Source organism: Flavobacterium sp. GSB-24, assembly GCF_027924665.1.
Lineage (GTDB): Bacteria > Bacteroidota > Bacteroidia > Flavobacteriales > Flavobacteriaceae > Flavobacterium.
Window position 1 is genome coordinate 4901906 of record NZ_AP027043.1, and the last position, 17106, is coordinate 4919011.

The window sequence follows — 17106 nt, forward strand, 5'->3', positions numbered from 1 at the left end:
TATGAATTTAATTGAACATTATAATCAACTTTATAAAACCTCTTCTCAAACTATTGCAGCAGGGAACTATGGTATTGATTCAGAACTTAAAAACGAATCTGATTCCCGTTTCGGGATTACATTGCTTATTCGTCCAAACGAAGAAATAAAAGAGAACATTCAAACTTTTATAAACGAATTAAGAAAAGCCGAACCAGAACAATATTTCTATCCTGATTCTGATATTCATATTACGGTAATGTCGATTATTTCTTGTTCTACAGCATTTCATTTAAGTCAGATTTCGCCAAACGAATACATTGAAATTATATGCAGGAGTTTGGTTGATGTAGATAAAATTAAAATTCACTACAAAGGTGTAACTGCCTCACCTTCGGCAATTATGATTCAAGGATTTCCATCTGATGATACTTTGAATAATTTAAGAAAGAGACTTCGCGAAAATTTTAAAAATTCTGGTTTACAACAGAGTATAGACAGTCGATATGAAATTTTCGCCGCGCATTCTACGATAATGCGTTTTCAGGAAAAACTTCATGATCCCAAAAAACTAATGGAAATAACAGAAAAATTCCGTGATTACGATTTTGGAGAATTTGATGTAAAAAATATAGAATTAGTATATAATGATTGGTATCAGCGTAAAAGTACTACGCGTATTTTGGGTGATTTTGGTTTGAGGTGATTTTTTCGCCGCGAATTCCACTAATTTGCACTAATTATTTATTTCAACTAACAAGCAACTCTTCAAAGTTTATTTGAACTTTCCAAAATGCCATAAAACTCCAGACGGATCATGCAGAAAACATTCGCTTCCCCAATCTAAATAACGAATCGGAGTTAATTTTACCCCGTCGTACCTTTCAGGAAGATTTAAAACTTGAAGATCATTATAATAACGCTCAACATCATCAACTTCAATAAAAATCATAGTATTATCAATCCAATCTTTGACGTAAGCATCTTGCAGGTAAAATGCAATTTCATTGGATTTAAAAACAGACATTTTTGTGTCTAAAACTGTTTCTTCAAATCCTAGATCACGATAAAAACTTCTTGAAACTTCAAAATTTTTAGCACCAATAAATGGTCGAATTGACTTTACGTTGTGATTCATTTTTTTTAGATTTTATACTTTATTAAAACCATTCAATTCCTTTATCTAGTCGATCAAAAAAATCAGTAAAGGAATTTCCAATTTCGATATGATATTTGCTATTTAAATCAATAAAAGGAGAAAGAATAATTTTTACAGAATTATTGTCTTCAAATTCAATTCCAATAAACTCACCGCTTCCATTAGTTCCGATAGCCAGTGTTTGCGGTAATCGCTCAAATATATGATACTCTAAATTTGCATCAATTATTTCTTCTAAACTCCAAAGTTTTATAAACTCAACTCCAATAAATTGATCTATTCCTAAATAATTCTCTATATAAAAAACATAATCTTCTGGAAGATCGAATTTTAAATGCGCCTGAATATCCTCAATTTGTATAGAAGATTTAGACTCCCTTTTAGAAAAATCATACTTTCTTAAAATCTCGTTCAACACTTCCATTACTATAAATTTATGTCGTTATAATAAATTAAAAACCATTTATTTCCAATCAATTTAAACTGTCTTTCGACTTCAAAACCACTGTCTGGAATCCAAAATCTTTCTGTAATTAAAGTATCCGTTTGTACTAAAGAATGTTGATATTCTCCAATTTCAGTTTTTTCAGCTACAGGAACAGCTTGAAACTGCCAGTTTTTTCTATTCCAGTCGTATTGTTCAAAACCAGAAACATGTTTCCCTTCAATAGGAAAATCAACTCTTGAAACCTGAAACACGGAATCTGAATGAAACTTTTTATTGAATTCGTCGAAATTTTCTGCTGGTTCACTTTTTTTCAATTTCTTAACCGAAGAATCCGATTTTGATTTTTGCTGGATTTTATTCTCTTTACAACTTATAAAAATAACCGAAAGAACGAAAAAATAACTGTACTGTATTTCATAAGAAATAAGTTTTAACTCTTCTTCAAAATACTTCCCAAACCACGTCCAATTTGTTCGATAGCCTCGATACCTTTTGCCAATGGAGATGCTGTAAAATCTTCGTAAGCGTCCATCGCGCTTTCTTTACGGTCGTCTTGCGGATAAACTAAAATTACATTATTCTCTCCAAAAGACTTTTCAAACTTCTGAGGCAGTTTATCAAAAATCGATTGATAAGAAACAGAACCTTTTCGAGATAGATTGAAAACCACTAAATCTGTTGATTTCATTTCATCAGAAATAGATTCAAAATCTTCCCAATCCGAAACATTTTTAAACCCTAATTTAGCATTCAACTTCAAATTATTAGCAATCTGCTGAATAGTTTCATGTGTTTTATATTCGGCATAAAGCACAATCGAAATACTTAATTCCTGTGATAAACGACAAATTTTCTGAAGCAGTAAATGAAAACCAACTCCTCTTTCTGAAAATGGCGGACAAACAAAAACTAACCTTTTTTCTTCGATAAAATTCTTTTGAAAACGGCAGATGAATAAACTTTTGTCAACGTTATTAATAATTGAATCAACGTTTTCTCCAAAGATTTTATCAATAAATCCTGTTTTTCTCGGCCATCCTACAATCACAATATCCGACATAATTTCTTTTGAAGTTCTCGCAATTCCACTTGCAGGATTGTGATCGATTCTGGCAATTGTATTAATTTTTACTTCCGAGGCAGAAGCCTGAACCACAAACTTATCAACTGCTTTTCGGTACTTCAAAATATTCTTTTCGGCTTGACCGTTATTCGGAACAATCGTCAGCAGTGTAACAGGATTAGATGATTTTTTATCTTTAATCAATAAAGCAAAATCAAGCAAACTGGCTGCTGCAGAAGTTTTCGCCAGCGGAATCAAAATATGTTCGTCTAAAATTTGATCTCTTCCAGTATCTTCATGTGAAATTTCTTCTTCACAGATCGCAATTTTTTTGGCCGCTTTTTCAGTTGCAAATGAAGCTACGATACAAGTTATCAGAATTAAAATAATAGTTCCGTTAAGGATATTTTCGTCTAAGATTTTGGCTTTAAATCCAACTAAAATCACGGCTAGAGTTGCGGCTGCGTGCGCACTGCTCAATCCGAAAATAAGCTGTCTTTCGGTTTTAGTATATTTAAATACAAGCTGTGTAAAAAATGCTGCAATCCATTTTCCAAATATGGCAACAACACTTAAAGTTCCAGCAACAATCAAAGCGGTTGGGCCGCTAAGAATTACGCTTACATCAACCAGCATTCCAACAGAAATCAAGAAAAATGGTATAAACAAAGCGTTCCCAATAAACTCAATTCTATTCATCAAAGCAGAAGAATGCGGAATTAACGGATTTAGCGCCAAACCTGCGACGAATGCTCCGATAATAGGCTCTACTCCTGCTACTTCGGCTAAGAAAGCTGCAAAGAAAACAACAGAAAGTACAAATATATAATGGGCGTGTTTTTCACTTTCTAATTTTTTGAAAAACCATTTGGCAATTCTTGGAATAACCAAAAACATTATGGCAGAAAAAATCGCCAATGAAACCCCTAATTTGATCCAAAAAGCTTGATTTAGATTCCCTTGACTGCTTCCCATAATTACAGCAAGAATTATCAAAACTGCAGTATCAGTCAAAATTGTTCCGCCGACTGTAATAGCAACGGCTTGATTTTTAGCAATTCCCAGTTTACTCACAATTGGATACGCCACTAATGTGTGCGTCGCGAACATACTGGCGGTTAAAAAACTGGCATTGAAATCATATTTCAACAAATAAAAACAAACTGGAAAACCTATAGAGAGCGGAAATATAAAAGTAAAAAAACCGAATAATAAACTCTTATTTCGATTGGCTTTGAATTCATTCATATCCAATTCTAAACCCGCAATAAACATGATGTACAAAAGTCCGATTGTAGAAAATAAATCGACAGCAGAATTTTTGGCCAGAATGTTTAATCCGTGCGGCCCGATGATTACTCCCGAGATAATAAGTCCGATGATTCCGGGGATATTAATTTTTTTTAGTAAAATCGGCGAAAGCAGAATTATAAAAAGTATTAAAGAAAAAATTAACACGGGGTTGGTGAGCGGTAATTCGAATTCTTGTAATAGATGTTTGAAAAATTCTATCATATTGTAACTTTATCTTCTTGTGGCATTATAATTTGTAAAAAGACATTTTTCAGAATTAGAACAAAATCCCTGAAGTATTAATAATTGGAAAGAATCGCGCTGATTTTCACAGCTTGATTTACTACAAAAATACCTAAAAAACACGAACTTTCTACGAAAACTGCATATTACGGATTTAAATTTATTTCGTTGCTGAATTATTAAAATTTAATATTTATTTTAACAAATACGCAAGATTAACATTCAAAAATAAATCTTCATTGCATTATTCAATTATCTTTGTCTTAACAAAAATTGAACAATGGAAGAATGTATCTCTGTTTTTGATATGCTTAAAATTGGCGTTGGCCCTTCAAGCTCACACACTTTGGGTCCTTGGCGCGCTGCGGAACGCTTTCTGGAAGAACTGAAAGACGAAGCAATTTTAGAAGATATTACAAGGGTAAAAGTTGATTTATACGGTTCTCTTTCTTTAACTGGAAAAGGGCACGCAACAGATCTTGCCGTTATGCTCGGATTGAGCGGTCAGGATCCTGAATATATTCCAGTTGAGGATATTGCTGAAATTATCAAAAAGATCGAAACTACAAATGAAATCAATTTGGGAAACCAAAAAGTGATTCCGTTTTATTTTCTCCAAGATATTGTTTTCAACAAAGAATTCCTTCCTTTCCATGCTAACGGATTGAAATTTACGGCTTACAAAGCTGATAATTCCGAATATGAATCAACCTTTTATTCTATCGGGGGCGGTTTTGTGGTAAAAGAAGAACGCATAAATGCTAAACGAAAAGAAGTTATCAAATGTGCTTTTCCATATCCAATTCAGAAAGCTGCGGAATTATTAAATTATACAATTTCTGAAAACAAATCGATTTCTGAAATTGTGTATGAAAATGAAATTTCAATGCGTCCTGAAGCAGAAGTGCATTCTGAATTAATGCGTATTTGGAATACGATGTTAGAATGTATGTACATTGGCTGTCATTCTGAAGGAATTCTTCCAGGCGGACTACATGTGCGCAGAAGAGCTTTTGACATGCATCAAAATCTTATCGGTTTATCCAATTATAATGATCCGCAAAGCTGGCTGGAAGAAATAAGAAAAACGGAAGTTAAATTTCGCCAGATCCTAAAATGGGTTAGCTGTTTTGCACTTGCCGTGAACGAAGTAAATGCGTCTTTAGGCCGTGTGGTTACTGCTCCAACCAACGGAAGTTCTGGTGTAATTCCTGCTGTTCTAATGTATTATATGGTTATTGAAAACCACAATGCAGGCGAAAAAGAAATCAAACAATTTTTATTAGTGGCCGGCGAAATTGGAAGCATTTTCAAAAAAGGTGCTACAATTTCAGCTGCAATGGGCGGATGTCAGGCAGAAATTGGCGTTTCGTCTTCAATGGCCGCAGCGGCGCTTTGCGAACTAATGGGCGGTACTCCTGCTCAGGTTTTAATGGCTGCAGAAATTGCGATGGAACATCATCTTGGCTTGACTTGCGATCCAATTGGCGGTCTGGTTCAGATTCCTTGTATCGAAAGAAATACAATGGGTGCTATAAAGGCTATAAATGCGGCTGAATTAGCCTTAGAAACTGATTCTAAAAATGCTAAAGTACCATTGGATAAAGTAATTAATACCATGTGGGAAACAGCAAAAGACATGAATTCCAAATACAAAGAAACCTCAGAAGGCGGACTTGCAATTGCTGTTAATATGGCTGATTGTTAAAAATATTTATTTGCCACGAATTACACGAATTTACACGAATTCATTTTTTATTCACTTCGTGAAAAATTCGTGTAAATTCGTGTAAATTCGTGTAATTTGTGGCAAAACCAAAATCAACTTCATGAAAAAACTTTACTTTTTACTTTTTTTCTGTTCGCTTTTACTGCATTCCCAGGAACGTTATTTTCTAAATTCTGATACAAGATTATACACTTCTCCAAATTCTTCTGCTGTTTTTTTAGGTTATTTTAAATACGGTGCAGAAGTTCGTTTGTTGGGTGAAAGTCAAAATGGCTGGCAAAAAGTACAAGCCGATAATTTTAATGAAGGATTTATTGAAGAGAAATTTTTAGCAACAAGACTGAATGCTAAAGATGTAAAAACTAAAGATCCTCAAAACCCAATTCTTGAAGGCGGCGATGCTTATTACGGCAGCAATCACCTTTTTGTTTTAGCAGCTGGACTCAAAGCAAGGGCATTACCAGATAAAAATTCAAAAATTAGAGAAATTCTTTTTACCGGCGATCCTGCTGCGGTAAATTATCTTCCTGTAAATCCAGACGAATGGGTAAATATTAACGGTAGTTTTTCTGAAGAATATGCCAAATTTACACTGAGAAAATTTCTCGGTTCAAGACCTAATTTTAATGCTTTAATAAAAGACTTTGATAAATTAGATATTAATGCGATTGCCGAGCGTAAAACATTGAGCGAAAGAATTGTAGAATTGGCTTGGAACAGCGATTATTCCAGCTTAGTTCCAGCGTATCAAAGATATTATGAAGTGGTTAAGCAGATAAATGATCCTAAATTAATAGCTGAAACAGAATTGAATATGGCTTTAGCCAAAGCCTTATCCAAACATAAACAGCCAGAAGAAATTATTGCTTTTATCCAGAAATCTCAATATTCGTTAAAAGGATTTAAAACAAAATCTGTTTATATATCGCAGGCTGATCTGGTTAAAACATTTGGAAATCCGCCCAAGAAAACTCGTATTTCAGACGAGTGCGGTCTTTACTTAAGTGACTTGGTTTATTATTATCCAGATTTGGAAGTTTCTGTAGATGAGAAACAAAACAAAGCCGAAATCATTAAAGTTTTCATCAACGAAAACAACAAATTTTTACTAAATCAAAATGCAGTTTTAGATCATACGCTGTCTGAAAAAGCTTTCATTGAAAAATATGGAACTTATATTGAAGCTTCGTTAAAATCACCGCACATATACTCTATCATAATGGAAGACAGTCAATTTAGATTAGAATTTAAAAACGGAAAGCTATTTTCTGTCGAAATATTCTATTATTGCTGATTCCCAGTTTACAATTATTCAATACTTTTACAATATCAAAAAAAAATAAAATGTCAGTAGCAAAAAAAGATTATAAAAGAATCACAACAAAGTCATTAATTGAAATGAAAAGCAACGGAGAAAAGATCTCTATGCTTACTGCGTATGATTATACAATGGCGAAAATTGTTGACACTGCAGGTGTTGATGTAATTTTAGTTGGTGATTCGGCATCAAATGTTATGGCTGGTCACGAAACGACACTGCCAATTACGCTAGATCAAATGATCTATCATGCTTCGTCTGTAGTTCGTGCTGTCGAAAGAGCTTTAGTGGTAGTCGATTTACCTTTTGGAAGTTACCAATCCGATCCTAAAGAAGCTTTACGTTCTTCAATCAGAATCATGAAAGAAAGCGGCGGACATGCAGTTAAACTAGAAGGCGGAAAAGAAATTAAAGAATCAATCAAAAAAATATTACATGCTGGAATTCCAGTTATGGGCCATTTAGGCTTAACTCCTCAATCGATCTACAAATTTGGAACTTACAGCGTTCGCGCCAAAGAGGAAGAGGAGGCAGAAAAGCTGATTGAAGATGCTCAAATGCTTGAAAAAGTGGGATGTTTTGCAGTTGTACTTGAAAAAATACCTGCTGATCTTGCTAAAAAAGTAGCAGACAGCATTTCTATTCCTGTTATCGGAATTGGTGCCGGCGGCGGTGTTGACGGTCAGGTTTTGGTTATTCACGATATGTTAGGAATGAATAATGAATTTAGTCCGCGTTTCTTACGTCGTTACTTAAATCTTTACGAACAAATGACACAAGCAATTGGTCAATATGCTGCTGATGTGAAGTCTAGTGATTTTCCTAATGCTAGTGAACAGTACTAAAATTAGACTAGCTTAGATTTTTAGACTGACTTAGACTTCTTAGAACTTTGTCTTACTTTTATTCATTTGACCAAGTCTTAAGAAGTCTCATTCTAACAATCTAAAGTCTTTACCAAAATCTATCAACTATTTAAAAATGCATCAATTTAAAGAGCTTTTGATTTGGAAAAAAAGCAGGTTATTTTGTTCTAAGATTTATTCTATAACAGCCACATTTCCCAATGAAGAAAAGTTTGGAATAATTAATCAATTGAGAAGAGCATCTGTATCAATTCCTTCAAATATTGCAGAAGGTTCTTCGAGAAATTCTAACAAAGATTTTGCTAGGTTTTTAGAAATCGCAATTGGTTCTGCTTATGAAGTAGAAACACAACTTCTAATTTCTTCTGATTTAGGATTTATAAATGAAGAAAGTACAACCGAATTAATAAATTTACTTGAAGAAATAACAAAAATGACATCAAGATTTAGAGCAACTTTGCTGTAAAACTTATCAAAAAAAATCCAGTCTAAGAAGTCTAAAATCTAAAAATCTAAGCTAGTCTAAAAATGAAAATTCTTTCTAACAAAAACAATCTCCAAATTCTACACGAAGACAATCACATAATTGTGGTTAACAAACGTGTTGGCGATATTGTACAGGGAGATAAAACAGGAGACAAACCATTGTCTGATATTGTAAAAGAATACATTAAAGAAAAATACAATAAACCTGGAGATGTTTTTTTAGGAGTGATTCATCGTTTGGATCGTCCAACAACTGGAATTGTTGTTTTTGCAAGAACGAGTAAAGCATTGACACGCATGAACGAATTGTTCAGTAATCGTGAAACGAAAAAAACATATTGGGCGGTTGTGAAAAATAAACCAAAAGAAGCCTCTGCCAAATTGGTTCATTACTTAAAAAGAAACGAAAAAAACAATACTTCAAAAGCGCATTTAAAAGAAGTTCCAGATAGTAAACTGGCTAGTTTAGATTATACCATAATCAAAGAACTTCAAAATTATACAGCACTGGAAATCAATTTGCACACTGGGCGTCATCATCAAATTCGCGCACAATTAACTGCGATTGGTTCTCCAATTAAAGGCGATTTGAAATACGGCGCAGATCGAAGTAATCCTGACGGCGGCATTCATCTTCATGCTAGAAAACTCACTTTTGTGCATCCAGTTTCTAAAGAAAATGTCACTATTGTTGCTCCCACTCCAGAGGATCCAATCTGGAATGCTGTATGATTTTTATGATTTAATTCTTATTTTTTTAATTTTTATCGATTAACTTGCATAGAGTAAAAAACAAGCTAATCGTAAAATGGATTATAAAAGTGACATCGGGTATAGAAAAGAAACGCTGAAAAAGTTATTGTATAACATTCAAAAAAGCGAAGATTTAATTATAAAAGCTTTGTATGATGACTTTAAAAAACCAGAGTTTGAGGCTGTTGTTACAGAGACAAGTTATGTTATTTCGGAACTTAAAGATGTTATTAAAAACATTCATAAATGGGCTAAACCTAAGCGCGTTTTTCCTTCTCTTTTAAACTTTCCTTCTACTGATAAAATTTATAAAGAACCTTATGGGAACGTTTTAATAATTGCTCCTTGGAATTACCCTTTTCAATTAGCCTTATGCCCTCTAATTGCCGCTGTAGCTGCCGGAAATAGAGTTACTTTAAAACCATCAGAACTTACTCCGCATACTTCTGCTGTGATTGCGAGAATTATTGAGAAAACATTTCACATCAATCACGTCGAAGTTTTCGAAGGCGGTGTTGAAGTTTCTAATCAATTATTAGCGCAGCGCTGGGATTACATTTTTTTTACCGGAAGTGTTGCTGTTGGAAAAATCGTTGCAAAAGCTGCAGCCGAAAATTTAACTCCAGTAACATTGGAACTAGGCGGAAAAAACCCATGTATTGTCGACGAAACTGCTGATCTAAAACTAGCGGCTAAACGAATTGTCTGGGGAAAATTTATCAACGCCGGACAAACCTGCATTGCTCCAGATTATATCATGGTGCAGAAAAACATGAAAGTCAATTTTATTACCTACTTAATGGAAGAAATCATTAAAGCGTACGGAAAAAAAATTGACAAATCGCCAGATTTTGCACGCATTATCAACATCAAAAACTGGTACAGATTAACCAATATGATCCAGAACGAAAATGTATTGTTTGGAGGTGAAAGTGATGCAAATCAACTTTATATCGCTCCAACTTTACTTGAAGAACCAGATTTGGATAGTCCCGTTATGAAAGAAGAAATCTTTGGCCCTATTTTACCAATTCTTACATATGAAAACGAAAATGACATTGAAAAGGTCGTCAGCCGTTATGAGAAACCTCTTTCATTTTATATTTTTAGTGAAAATAATTCATTTACTAAAAAATTAATTAAAAAATACTCTTTTGGAGGCGGATGCATTAATGATACAGTCGTTCATTTTTCTAATAAAAGACTTCCTTTTGGTGGTGTTGGACACAGCGGAATCGGCGCATATCACGGCCAGCTTAGCTTCGACACATTTTCGCATCACAAAGCCATGGTTAAAAAAGGAAACTGGCTTGATTTACCTATGCGCTACGCACCCTACAAAGAAAAATTAGCTTCAATTAAAAGGATTTTAGACTGGCTTTAAATTAGTTAAAACCTTTCGGAATGTTTTATAGATTTTTATACGGAATTGATTAAAAATATTATATTTACGTCAAGATACTTATCAAATATTACAAGTCTATAAAACAATTTTACACCAAATGAAATCTACACTTGCCCAAATTGAGGACATTAAAAAAAATGGCTATTCCCTTGATTTTGCTACAGTTTTTAATCACGCCTTCGAAAACTATAAAAAAATTGCGCTTTATTCTGGTCTTATTATCTTAGTTTTTTCAATTATAGCTGCGATGGTATTTATGGGAGTAATAATTGCTTATTTTGGAGTGGGAAGCATGACGAAAGATTTTTTTGAAAATCTAGAAAACCAAAAACTTACGGCATTAGAACTTGTAATTCAAACTGTTACCGTGTCTGCATTAGCTGGAATTACGGCACCTTTTGGCGCAGGTTTTCTAAAAATGGCAGATTGTGCAGATAAAGATATCGAGTTTAATGTTTCTACTATTTTCAGCTATTATAAAGGTCCGTATTTTGGACAAATTTTTGTAGCAGCGTTTATTCCAGCTCTTGTAGGAACTGCTCTGTCGAATTTTATTGACAGCTTCGACGTTTTGTATGTTGGAAATGTTATTTCTTTTATGGTCTCTTTCTTTATGTATTTATCAATTCCGTTAATTGTTTTCGGAAATTTGAGTGCATTAGATGCCATAAAATCAAGCATTACTCTTGTTACTAAAAATCCGCTTAACATATTTGCATTTTTCATCATAGGTTTTATTGGTTCGCTGATTGGTATTTTCGCGTGCTGCGTGGGAATTATCTTTACGGTCGTTTTTAATAGCTCCATGATTTATGCTACATATTTTGCCATTTTTGGAATACAAGAAGAAGAGGATTCAATTGATTCAATTGGAAAATCTAATTTAGATTAAAATAGAAATTCTTATTTGTAAAGAACTTAACCACTTCTTTTAAGAATTCTCAAAAGGCTGTTTACTAAACCAATACATCCAAATTCTATGGCGGCTGACTATAGTTTTTTAAATTCGGTTATTTCAGGAATTGCCAGCATTGGTAATACCTTAAAATCAATTATGACAGGATGGTACGTAGTAAACTATGATATTATTTTTTACAATAATCCTAAACTCATTTTATTAGGATTATCACTCTTCGCATTTCTTTCGCTGTTAGTATACCAGTTTTTTAGGATTAAGGCTAAAATTGGATATTTCATCGAAAAAAAGAAAGAACAAGATACGATTAGTAAAGAATATCAGCTTTATATTTTGTTTTTTGGTATTGCAGTAATTGTAATTGAAATCATCAACGAAATTTTTAAAATTAGACCCAAAAGTCTACTTATAGTAAATGTTTCAGTTGGTGTTGGTGTACTTATCATATACGCAATTACAGACAAAATTAAATGGCTGAGAGATCAAATTCAGCAAATCTTTATTTTCTCTTTTTTCATTTACATCGCATACGTAGGATTCAACATCGTAACTCTTGATAATGATGTTGTTCCTATTATCGTTTTCCTCATCTCTTTTTTCTTTTCGTACAGTATCCTTAAACCCATCAAAATTTATTGGCTCTTTGTTGGTTTAACTTTTACTTTTTTAATTACGACGATTATATTTCAATTAATTCCAATAAAATCTTCTATTTTACTGCTTAATTTCTGTATTCTAATTTTCATTATTAATCAAGTAAAATATGCTGTTTTATTAAACAATCGTGACAATTTTAGATTTGCCAGCGAAATTGTTCATAAAGGAAATTCTCTAACAATTGCCTATAACCAAAAAGGCGAAATCTTATTTTGCAGCGAAACCGTAACTGCTATTTTAGGTTATGAACCCGAAGATGTAATGGGATTAAAGTTTTGGGAGTTGACACAAGATTCAGAATTCATAGAAAAATCAAATCCCGTTAAAAATCATGAAGACAAACTTTACATTAGAAAACTAAAAAGTGAAAATGGCGAGTTTAAATATATTCAATGGAAAGATAAAAAATTCTCTGACGATTTAATTATCAGTATTGGGCAGGATGTTACAGAGCAGATTATTGTTCAAGATCAATATAAAAACCTAATTCAGACAGCAACTGATATTATTTTTGAAATTGATGCCGAAGGACATTTTACTTTTTTAAATGAATTTGGTTTCTCTATTCTGGGATATCCTGAAAATGAAATTATCTCGAAACATTATTCTAATTTCATTCACGAAAATTATATTAAAAGTGCGGTTGACTTTTACGAAAATTTAGTGCTTAATGAAAACAATTATCCGATAATTGAAATCCCGATTTTAACGAAAAATGGAGAAGAAATATGGATTTCACAAAAAATTATTGTTCGCAGAAATGACTTCGGATTAACAACAGGATTTTCAGGAATTGCAAGAGACATTACAGAAAAAAAGAATATAGAAAACGAGAAAAAAAGACGTCTCAAAAAAATTGAAGCCTATAATAATTCGACCAAAAAATTATCAACGACTGATTTCAGCAAATACGACAAACTAAATACTGTAATTGATTTAATTCTACAAGAGGCTGCAACAATAAGCAATGCTAATCGTGTGAGCTTCTGGAAATATCATAAAGATTTAATTATTTGTAAAAATCTTTTCAGTCTTGACAATCAAAATCTAACTGACAAAAACATTTTAAATAAAGAATCGTATCCAATTTATTTTGAAACTTTAAATAATAAAGCGATTATAAATGCGCCTGATGTATTTAATAAATTAGAAACATCTGAATTTCAAAAATTATATTTTACAAAGAATAACATCAAATCAATGCTTGATGTGCCTATTTTTTTAACGGGACAATTGGCAGGTGTGGTTTGTTTTGAAAGCACCGAAAAAAAACGCGAATGGGACAACGAAGACATCAATTATGCGAGAACAATATCTGATGTCATTTCGCTGGCTATTTCGTCTCAGATGCGCTTAGAAGCAGAAAGAAGATTAGAATTCAAAAGCCATCTTTTATCTGCCCTTTCCTTATGCACCGAGAAATTTCTGCTGAGTAAAACCACACAGCAAATGTTTCAAGAAACGTACGATATTATTGGAAAAGCTGCCAAAGTGGATCATATGTACTATTATGAAAAAGATCCAATTTACAATACCGTCAGCCAAAAATACAAATGGTCCCGCGAAGGAATCGAGCATCAAATTACGCCTTTGCGTCACATGACTGAAGAAAATTTAAAGGAAATTTACGAAGCAGCCGCACAGAAAAAAATTCTAAACACACTTACCAGAAAACTTGACGAAGGATTTTTCAAAACCCTTTTGATTAATAATGAAATCAAATCTATTTTAATATTGCCTCTTTATATTAACGATATATTTACTGGTTTTATAGGTTTTGATGATTGCACGAAAGAAAAGAAATGGTCTGATGAAGAAATTTACATCTTTCAGGTTTTAGCAAATAACATTTCTTCTGCATTGGAGAGAAATCGAAATGAAACTAAAATTCTTGAAAGCGAAGAAAAATTCAAATTAATAGCAAACAATATTCCTGGCACAGTTTATCTATCCAAATTTGATGCTTTCTCAACTAAAATATTTCTTAATGATGAAGTTTTAAATTTAACTGGATATTCTAAATCAGAATTTATAGAAAACAATTTATCGTTTCTTTCTTTAATTCATCATGATGATAAAGAAGAAGTGATAAACAGCCAAATCGACAATCTGCAAAAGGGAATGCCTCTGCATAATGTATATCGCATTAAACGTAAAACTGGAGAATATATTTGGATTGAAGAATTTGGAGACGTAATTAAAAGAGATGACGAAATTGAGTTTGTCGGCGGTATTTATTTTGATATCACCAATAAAAAAGAAATCGAAGACGCTATAAAAGCCAAGCAATTAGCCGAAGCAGCCAATAAATCGAAGTCGGATTTTCTGGCCAATATGTCGCACGAAATTAGAACTCCTCTTAACGGAATTATAGGTTTTACACATTTACTAATGAAAACTGACCTTGAAGAAATTCAGGAAAAATACATGACAACTATCAATCAATCGGCGCATTCGCTGCTTGAAATTATAAATGACATTTTGGATTTCTCTAAAATTGAAGCTGGAAAATTAGAACTCTTTATTGACCTTTATGATATCAAAAAAGTTCTGGGCCAAGTTTTCGATTTAATTGTTTACGAATCCAATCAGAAAAATTTGGAACTCGAATTGAACGTCGATCCTGATGTTCCCAAATACATCTGGACAGATATTGTGAGAATAAAGCAGATTTTGATTAATCTTCTGTCAAATGCAGTAAAATTCACGACTGAAGGTTCAATAAAATTAAATGTCTCAGTTTTAGAAAAAAAGAAAAACAATAATTGTGTGATTCGCTTTTCGGTAATCGATACCGGAATTGGTATTCTTGAAAAGAATCAGAAGAAAATTTTCAAAGCTTTTTCGCAGGAGGATAGTTCTACAACGAGAAAATTTGGAGGAACGGGATTAGGTTTAACCATTTCAAACCAATTACTTGCATTAATGGAAAGCCGTCTACAGCTTGAAAGTAAAATTAACGAAGGAAGCAATTTTTACTTTGATTTAAACCTAAAAACAAGCAATCAAAGTATTAGTGACCGATACAATGCTGAACTGAAAAGTCTCAATATCGAATTGGATCCTGAAGAAATCGAACGGAACGATAATGAAATTACATTTCTAATTGTTGAAGACAACAAAGTAAACATGCTTTTACTTAAAACAATTATTAAAAATCTCTACAACAATGCTTACATCCATGAATGCGAAAATGGATATGAAGCGATACAGCAATTTGAAAAAATAAATCCAACAATCGTTTTTATGGATATTCAGATGCCAATTATGAACGGTTATGAAACTGCAAGAGCCATTAGAAACACCAAAAAAGGCCGTGATATTCCGATAATTGCGGTTACAGCTGGTGCAGAAAAAGACGAAAGAAACAAATGTCTTTCTGCTGGAATGGATGACTACATTTCAAAACCAATCATGAAAGGAAGTGTCGAAGAGACATTAATCAAATGGCTTACCTAATTTTAAATGTATCAAAAAATAAGCATATTATTTCTGTACATTTTTTAAACATTAATCTTTCGAATGTGAAATTTATCATAAAAAATATATAAATTCGTACAATCAATTTGATAATAAGTTTAAAAAGAATTCAATATGAAATGGCTCGGTAGAAGACAAAGTGATAATGTAGAAGACAGAAGAGGTTTATCTGGCGGAAAAGTAATCGCTGGAGGTGGTGTTATTGGCATTATAGTTTTACTACTTAATGTATTTGGAGGAGAAACCGGCCAGCAGATAGCACCAATCCTAGAACAAATGCAAGGCGGGCAATCACAAACTGAAACTGCAGTTCCCTTAAGCAAAGAAGATGAAGAAATGGGGAATTTTGTAAAAGTTGTTTTAGCTGATAACGAAGACATCTGGAGCAAAATTTTTGCCGAAAACGGAATGACGTATGAAAAACCAAAATTAGTACTTTTTAGAGGCTCTGTACAAACAGCATGCGGCGGTGCATCATCTGCTTCTGGTCCGTTTTATTGTCCTGGCGATCGTAAAGTCTATATGGATTTAGCTTTTTTTGAAGAATTAAAAAACAAATTTGGTGCTAAAGGCGGAGATTTCGCCATTGCTTATGTAATTGCACACGAAATAGGTCATCATATCCAAACCTTATTAGGAACATCTGCAAAAATGCGTCAGGAACAGGAAGGAAAAAGCGAAGCACAAGCCAATAAATTATCTGTTGCGTTAGAATTGCAAGCAGATTTTTACGCTGGGGTTTGGGCACATTATAATCAGGAAAATTTAGATACGGGCGATATTGACGAAGCATTAAGTGCTGCAAATGCAGTTGGTGACGATGCAATTCAAAGTAAAATGCAGGGCCAAATTGTTCCAGATTCTTTCACACACGGAACATCTGAACAAAGGATGTATTGGTTTAAAAAAGGTTTTAAAACCGGTGATATCAAACAAGGAACTACATTTGAAGAAATTCGATAATACATAAACCAAATATATTAACCACCAGAAAGCACAACCTAAAAGTTGTGCTTTTTTTTATCGAACACAATACATTCCATAGGAATGTCTCGTCGCTAGAATTAACAAGAAGAACAATGGTATTTTTTTAATCGCTCACAAATACATTCCATAGGAATGTTTCATCGGTAGAAAAACAATAGTATGTTTTAATCGATCACATACATTCCATAGGAATGTCTCATTGGTAGAATCAAATTTAGATAATCGGTTATACGCTCCATAGGAGCGTTTGATGGGAAGAAGATGTATTATTTTTCGATAAATCAAGTGTCCTTACAGGACACAATGAAAAAACAACACCATTTT

14 protein-coding genes are annotated in these 17106 nt (G+C 33.0%); 10 read left to right on the forward strand and 4 right to left on the reverse strand.

Going from position 1 to position 17106, the window contains the following annotated elements:
• The first annotated feature begins 1 nt into the window (after position 1).
• Positions 2-685, forward strand: coding sequence for a 2'-5' RNA ligase family protein (locus tag QMG60_RS20690; RefSeq protein ID WP_281866269.1), 684 nt, complete (start codon positions 2-4; stop codon positions 683-685).
• Positions 686-754: 69 nt separating this feature from the next.
• Here the strand turns inward: QMG60_RS20690 and QMG60_RS20695 are convergent, their stop codons facing one another.
• From QMG60_RS20695 to QMG60_RS20710, 4 genes are all read right to left on the reverse strand, one after another.
• Entirely contained in the window at positions 755-1117 is a 363-nt protein-coding gene (locus QMG60_RS20695) for a glyoxalase (protein ID WP_281866270.1), read from the reverse strand.
• A 22-nt stretch (positions 1118-1139) separates the two neighbouring features.
• Positions 1140-1562, reverse strand: a complete 423-nt coding sequence (locus QMG60_RS20700) for an SMI1/KNR4 family protein (protein ID WP_281866271.1) — start codon at positions 1560-1562, stop codon at positions 1140-1142.
• Positions 1563-1564: 2 nt separating this feature from the next.
• Positions 1565-1900: a hypothetical protein gene (locus QMG60_RS20705; RefSeq protein ID WP_281866272.1), complete on the reverse strand. Its 336-nt coding sequence runs from the start codon at positions 1898-1900 to the stop codon at positions 1565-1567.
• A gap of 116 nt (positions 1901-2016) precedes the next feature.
• The gene (locus tag QMG60_RS20710) at positions 2017-4164 is read right to left on the reverse strand and encodes a cation:proton antiporter (RefSeq protein WP_057116655.1); all 2148 of its coding nucleotides are present in this window, start codon (positions 4162-4164) and stop codon (positions 2017-2019) included.
• Positions 4165-4465: 301 nt separating this feature from the next.
• Between QMG60_RS20710 and QMG60_RS20715 the strand changes: the two genes are divergently transcribed.
• From QMG60_RS20715 to QMG60_RS20755, 9 genes are all read left to right on the forward strand, one after another.
• Positions 4466-5893, forward strand: a complete 1428-nt coding sequence (locus QMG60_RS20715) for an L-serine ammonia-lyase (protein WP_281866273.1) — start codon at positions 4466-4468, stop codon at positions 5891-5893.
• 121 nt (positions 5894-6014) lie between these two features.
• Positions 6015-7208, forward strand: a complete 1194-nt coding sequence (locus tag QMG60_RS20720) for an SH3 domain-containing protein (RefSeq protein WP_281866274.1) — start codon at positions 6015-6017, stop codon at positions 7206-7208.
• Positions 7209-7258: 50 nt separating this feature from the next.
• Positions 7259-8077: a 3-methyl-2-oxobutanoate hydroxymethyltransferase gene (panB, locus tag QMG60_RS20725; RefSeq protein ID WP_057116658.1), complete on the forward strand. Its 819-nt coding sequence runs from the start codon at positions 7259-7261 to the stop codon at positions 8075-8077.
• A gap of 136 nt (positions 8078-8213) precedes the next feature.
• Positions 8214-8564 (forward strand): four helix bundle protein, encoded by a 351-nt coding sequence (locus QMG60_RS20730; RefSeq protein ID WP_057116659.1) that lies wholly within the window; start codon positions 8214-8216, stop codon positions 8562-8564.
• Positions 8565-8626: 62 nt separating this feature from the next.
• Positions 8627-9316, forward strand: a complete 690-nt coding sequence (locus tag QMG60_RS20735) for an RNA pseudouridine synthase (RefSeq protein WP_057116660.1) — start codon at positions 8627-8629, stop codon at positions 9314-9316.
• A gap of 76 nt (positions 9317-9392) precedes the next feature.
• On the forward strand, positions 9393-10721 hold the full coding sequence (locus QMG60_RS20740) for an aldehyde dehydrogenase (protein ID WP_057116661.1): 1329 nt from the start codon (positions 9393-9395) through the stop codon (positions 10719-10721).
• A 118-nt stretch (positions 10722-10839) separates the two neighbouring features.
• Positions 10840-11634, forward strand: a complete 795-nt coding sequence (locus QMG60_RS20745) for a hypothetical protein (protein WP_057116662.1) — start codon at positions 10840-10842, stop codon at positions 11632-11634.
• Between the two features lie 87 nt (positions 11635-11721).
• The gene (locus QMG60_RS20750) at positions 11722-15774 is read left to right on the forward strand and encodes a PAS domain S-box protein (protein WP_281866275.1); all 4053 of its coding nucleotides are present in this window, start codon (positions 11722-11724) and stop codon (positions 15772-15774) included.
• A gap of 135 nt (positions 15775-15909) precedes the next feature.
• The gene (locus QMG60_RS20755; protein WP_134139956.1) at positions 15910-16758 is read left to right on the forward strand and encodes a neutral zinc metallopeptidase; all 849 of its coding nucleotides are present in this window, start codon (positions 15910-15912) and stop codon (positions 16756-16758) included.
• Positions 16759-17106: the final 348 nt, after the last annotated feature.

What these genes read in the sequence shown, in the direction of transcription:
- QMG60_RS20690 (WP_281866269.1), top strand. Translation starts at nt 2, where the DNA reads ATGAATTTAATTGAACATTATAATCAACTTTATAAAACCTCTTCTCAA.
- QMG60_RS20695 (WP_281866270.1), bottom strand. Translation starts at nt 1,117, where the DNA reads ATGAATCACAACGTAAAGTCAATTCGACCATTTATTGGTGCTAAAAAT.
- QMG60_RS20700 (WP_281866271.1), bottom strand. Translation starts at nt 1,562, where the DNA reads ATGGAAGTGTTGAACGAGATTTTAAGAAAGTATGATTTTTCTAAAAGG.
- QMG60_RS20710 (WP_057116655.1), bottom strand. Translation starts at nt 4,164, where the DNA reads ATGATAGAATTTTTCAAACATCTATTACAAGAATTCGAATTACCGCTC.
- QMG60_RS20715 (WP_281866273.1), top strand. Translation starts at nt 4,466, where the DNA reads ATGGAAGAATGTATCTCTGTTTTTGATATGCTTAAAATTGGCGTTGGC.
- QMG60_RS20720 (WP_281866274.1), top strand. Translation starts at nt 6,015, where the DNA reads ATGAAAAAACTTTACTTTTTACTTTTTTTCTGTTCGCTTTTACTGCAT.
- panB (WP_057116658.1), top strand. Translation starts at nt 7,259, where the DNA reads ATGTCAGTAGCAAAAAAAGATTATAAAAGAATCACAACAAAGTCATTA.
- QMG60_RS20730 (WP_057116659.1), top strand. Translation starts at nt 8,214, where the DNA reads ATGCATCAATTTAAAGAGCTTTTGATTTGGAAAAAAAGCAGGTTATTT.
- QMG60_RS20735 (WP_057116660.1), top strand. Translation starts at nt 8,627, where the DNA reads ATGAAAATTCTTTCTAACAAAAACAATCTCCAAATTCTACACGAAGAC.
- QMG60_RS20740 (WP_057116661.1), top strand. Translation starts at nt 9,393, where the DNA reads ATGGATTATAAAAGTGACATCGGGTATAGAAAAGAAACGCTGAAAAAG.
- QMG60_RS20745 (WP_057116662.1), top strand. Translation starts at nt 10,840, where the DNA reads ATGAAATCTACACTTGCCCAAATTGAGGACATTAAAAAAAATGGCTAT.
- QMG60_RS20750 (WP_281866275.1), top strand. Translation starts at nt 11,722, where the DNA reads ATGGCGGCTGACTATAGTTTTTTAAATTCGGTTATTTCAGGAATTGCC.
- QMG60_RS20755 (WP_134139956.1), top strand. Translation starts at nt 15,910, where the DNA reads ATGAAATGGCTCGGTAGAAGACAAAGTGATAATGTAGAAGACAGAAGA.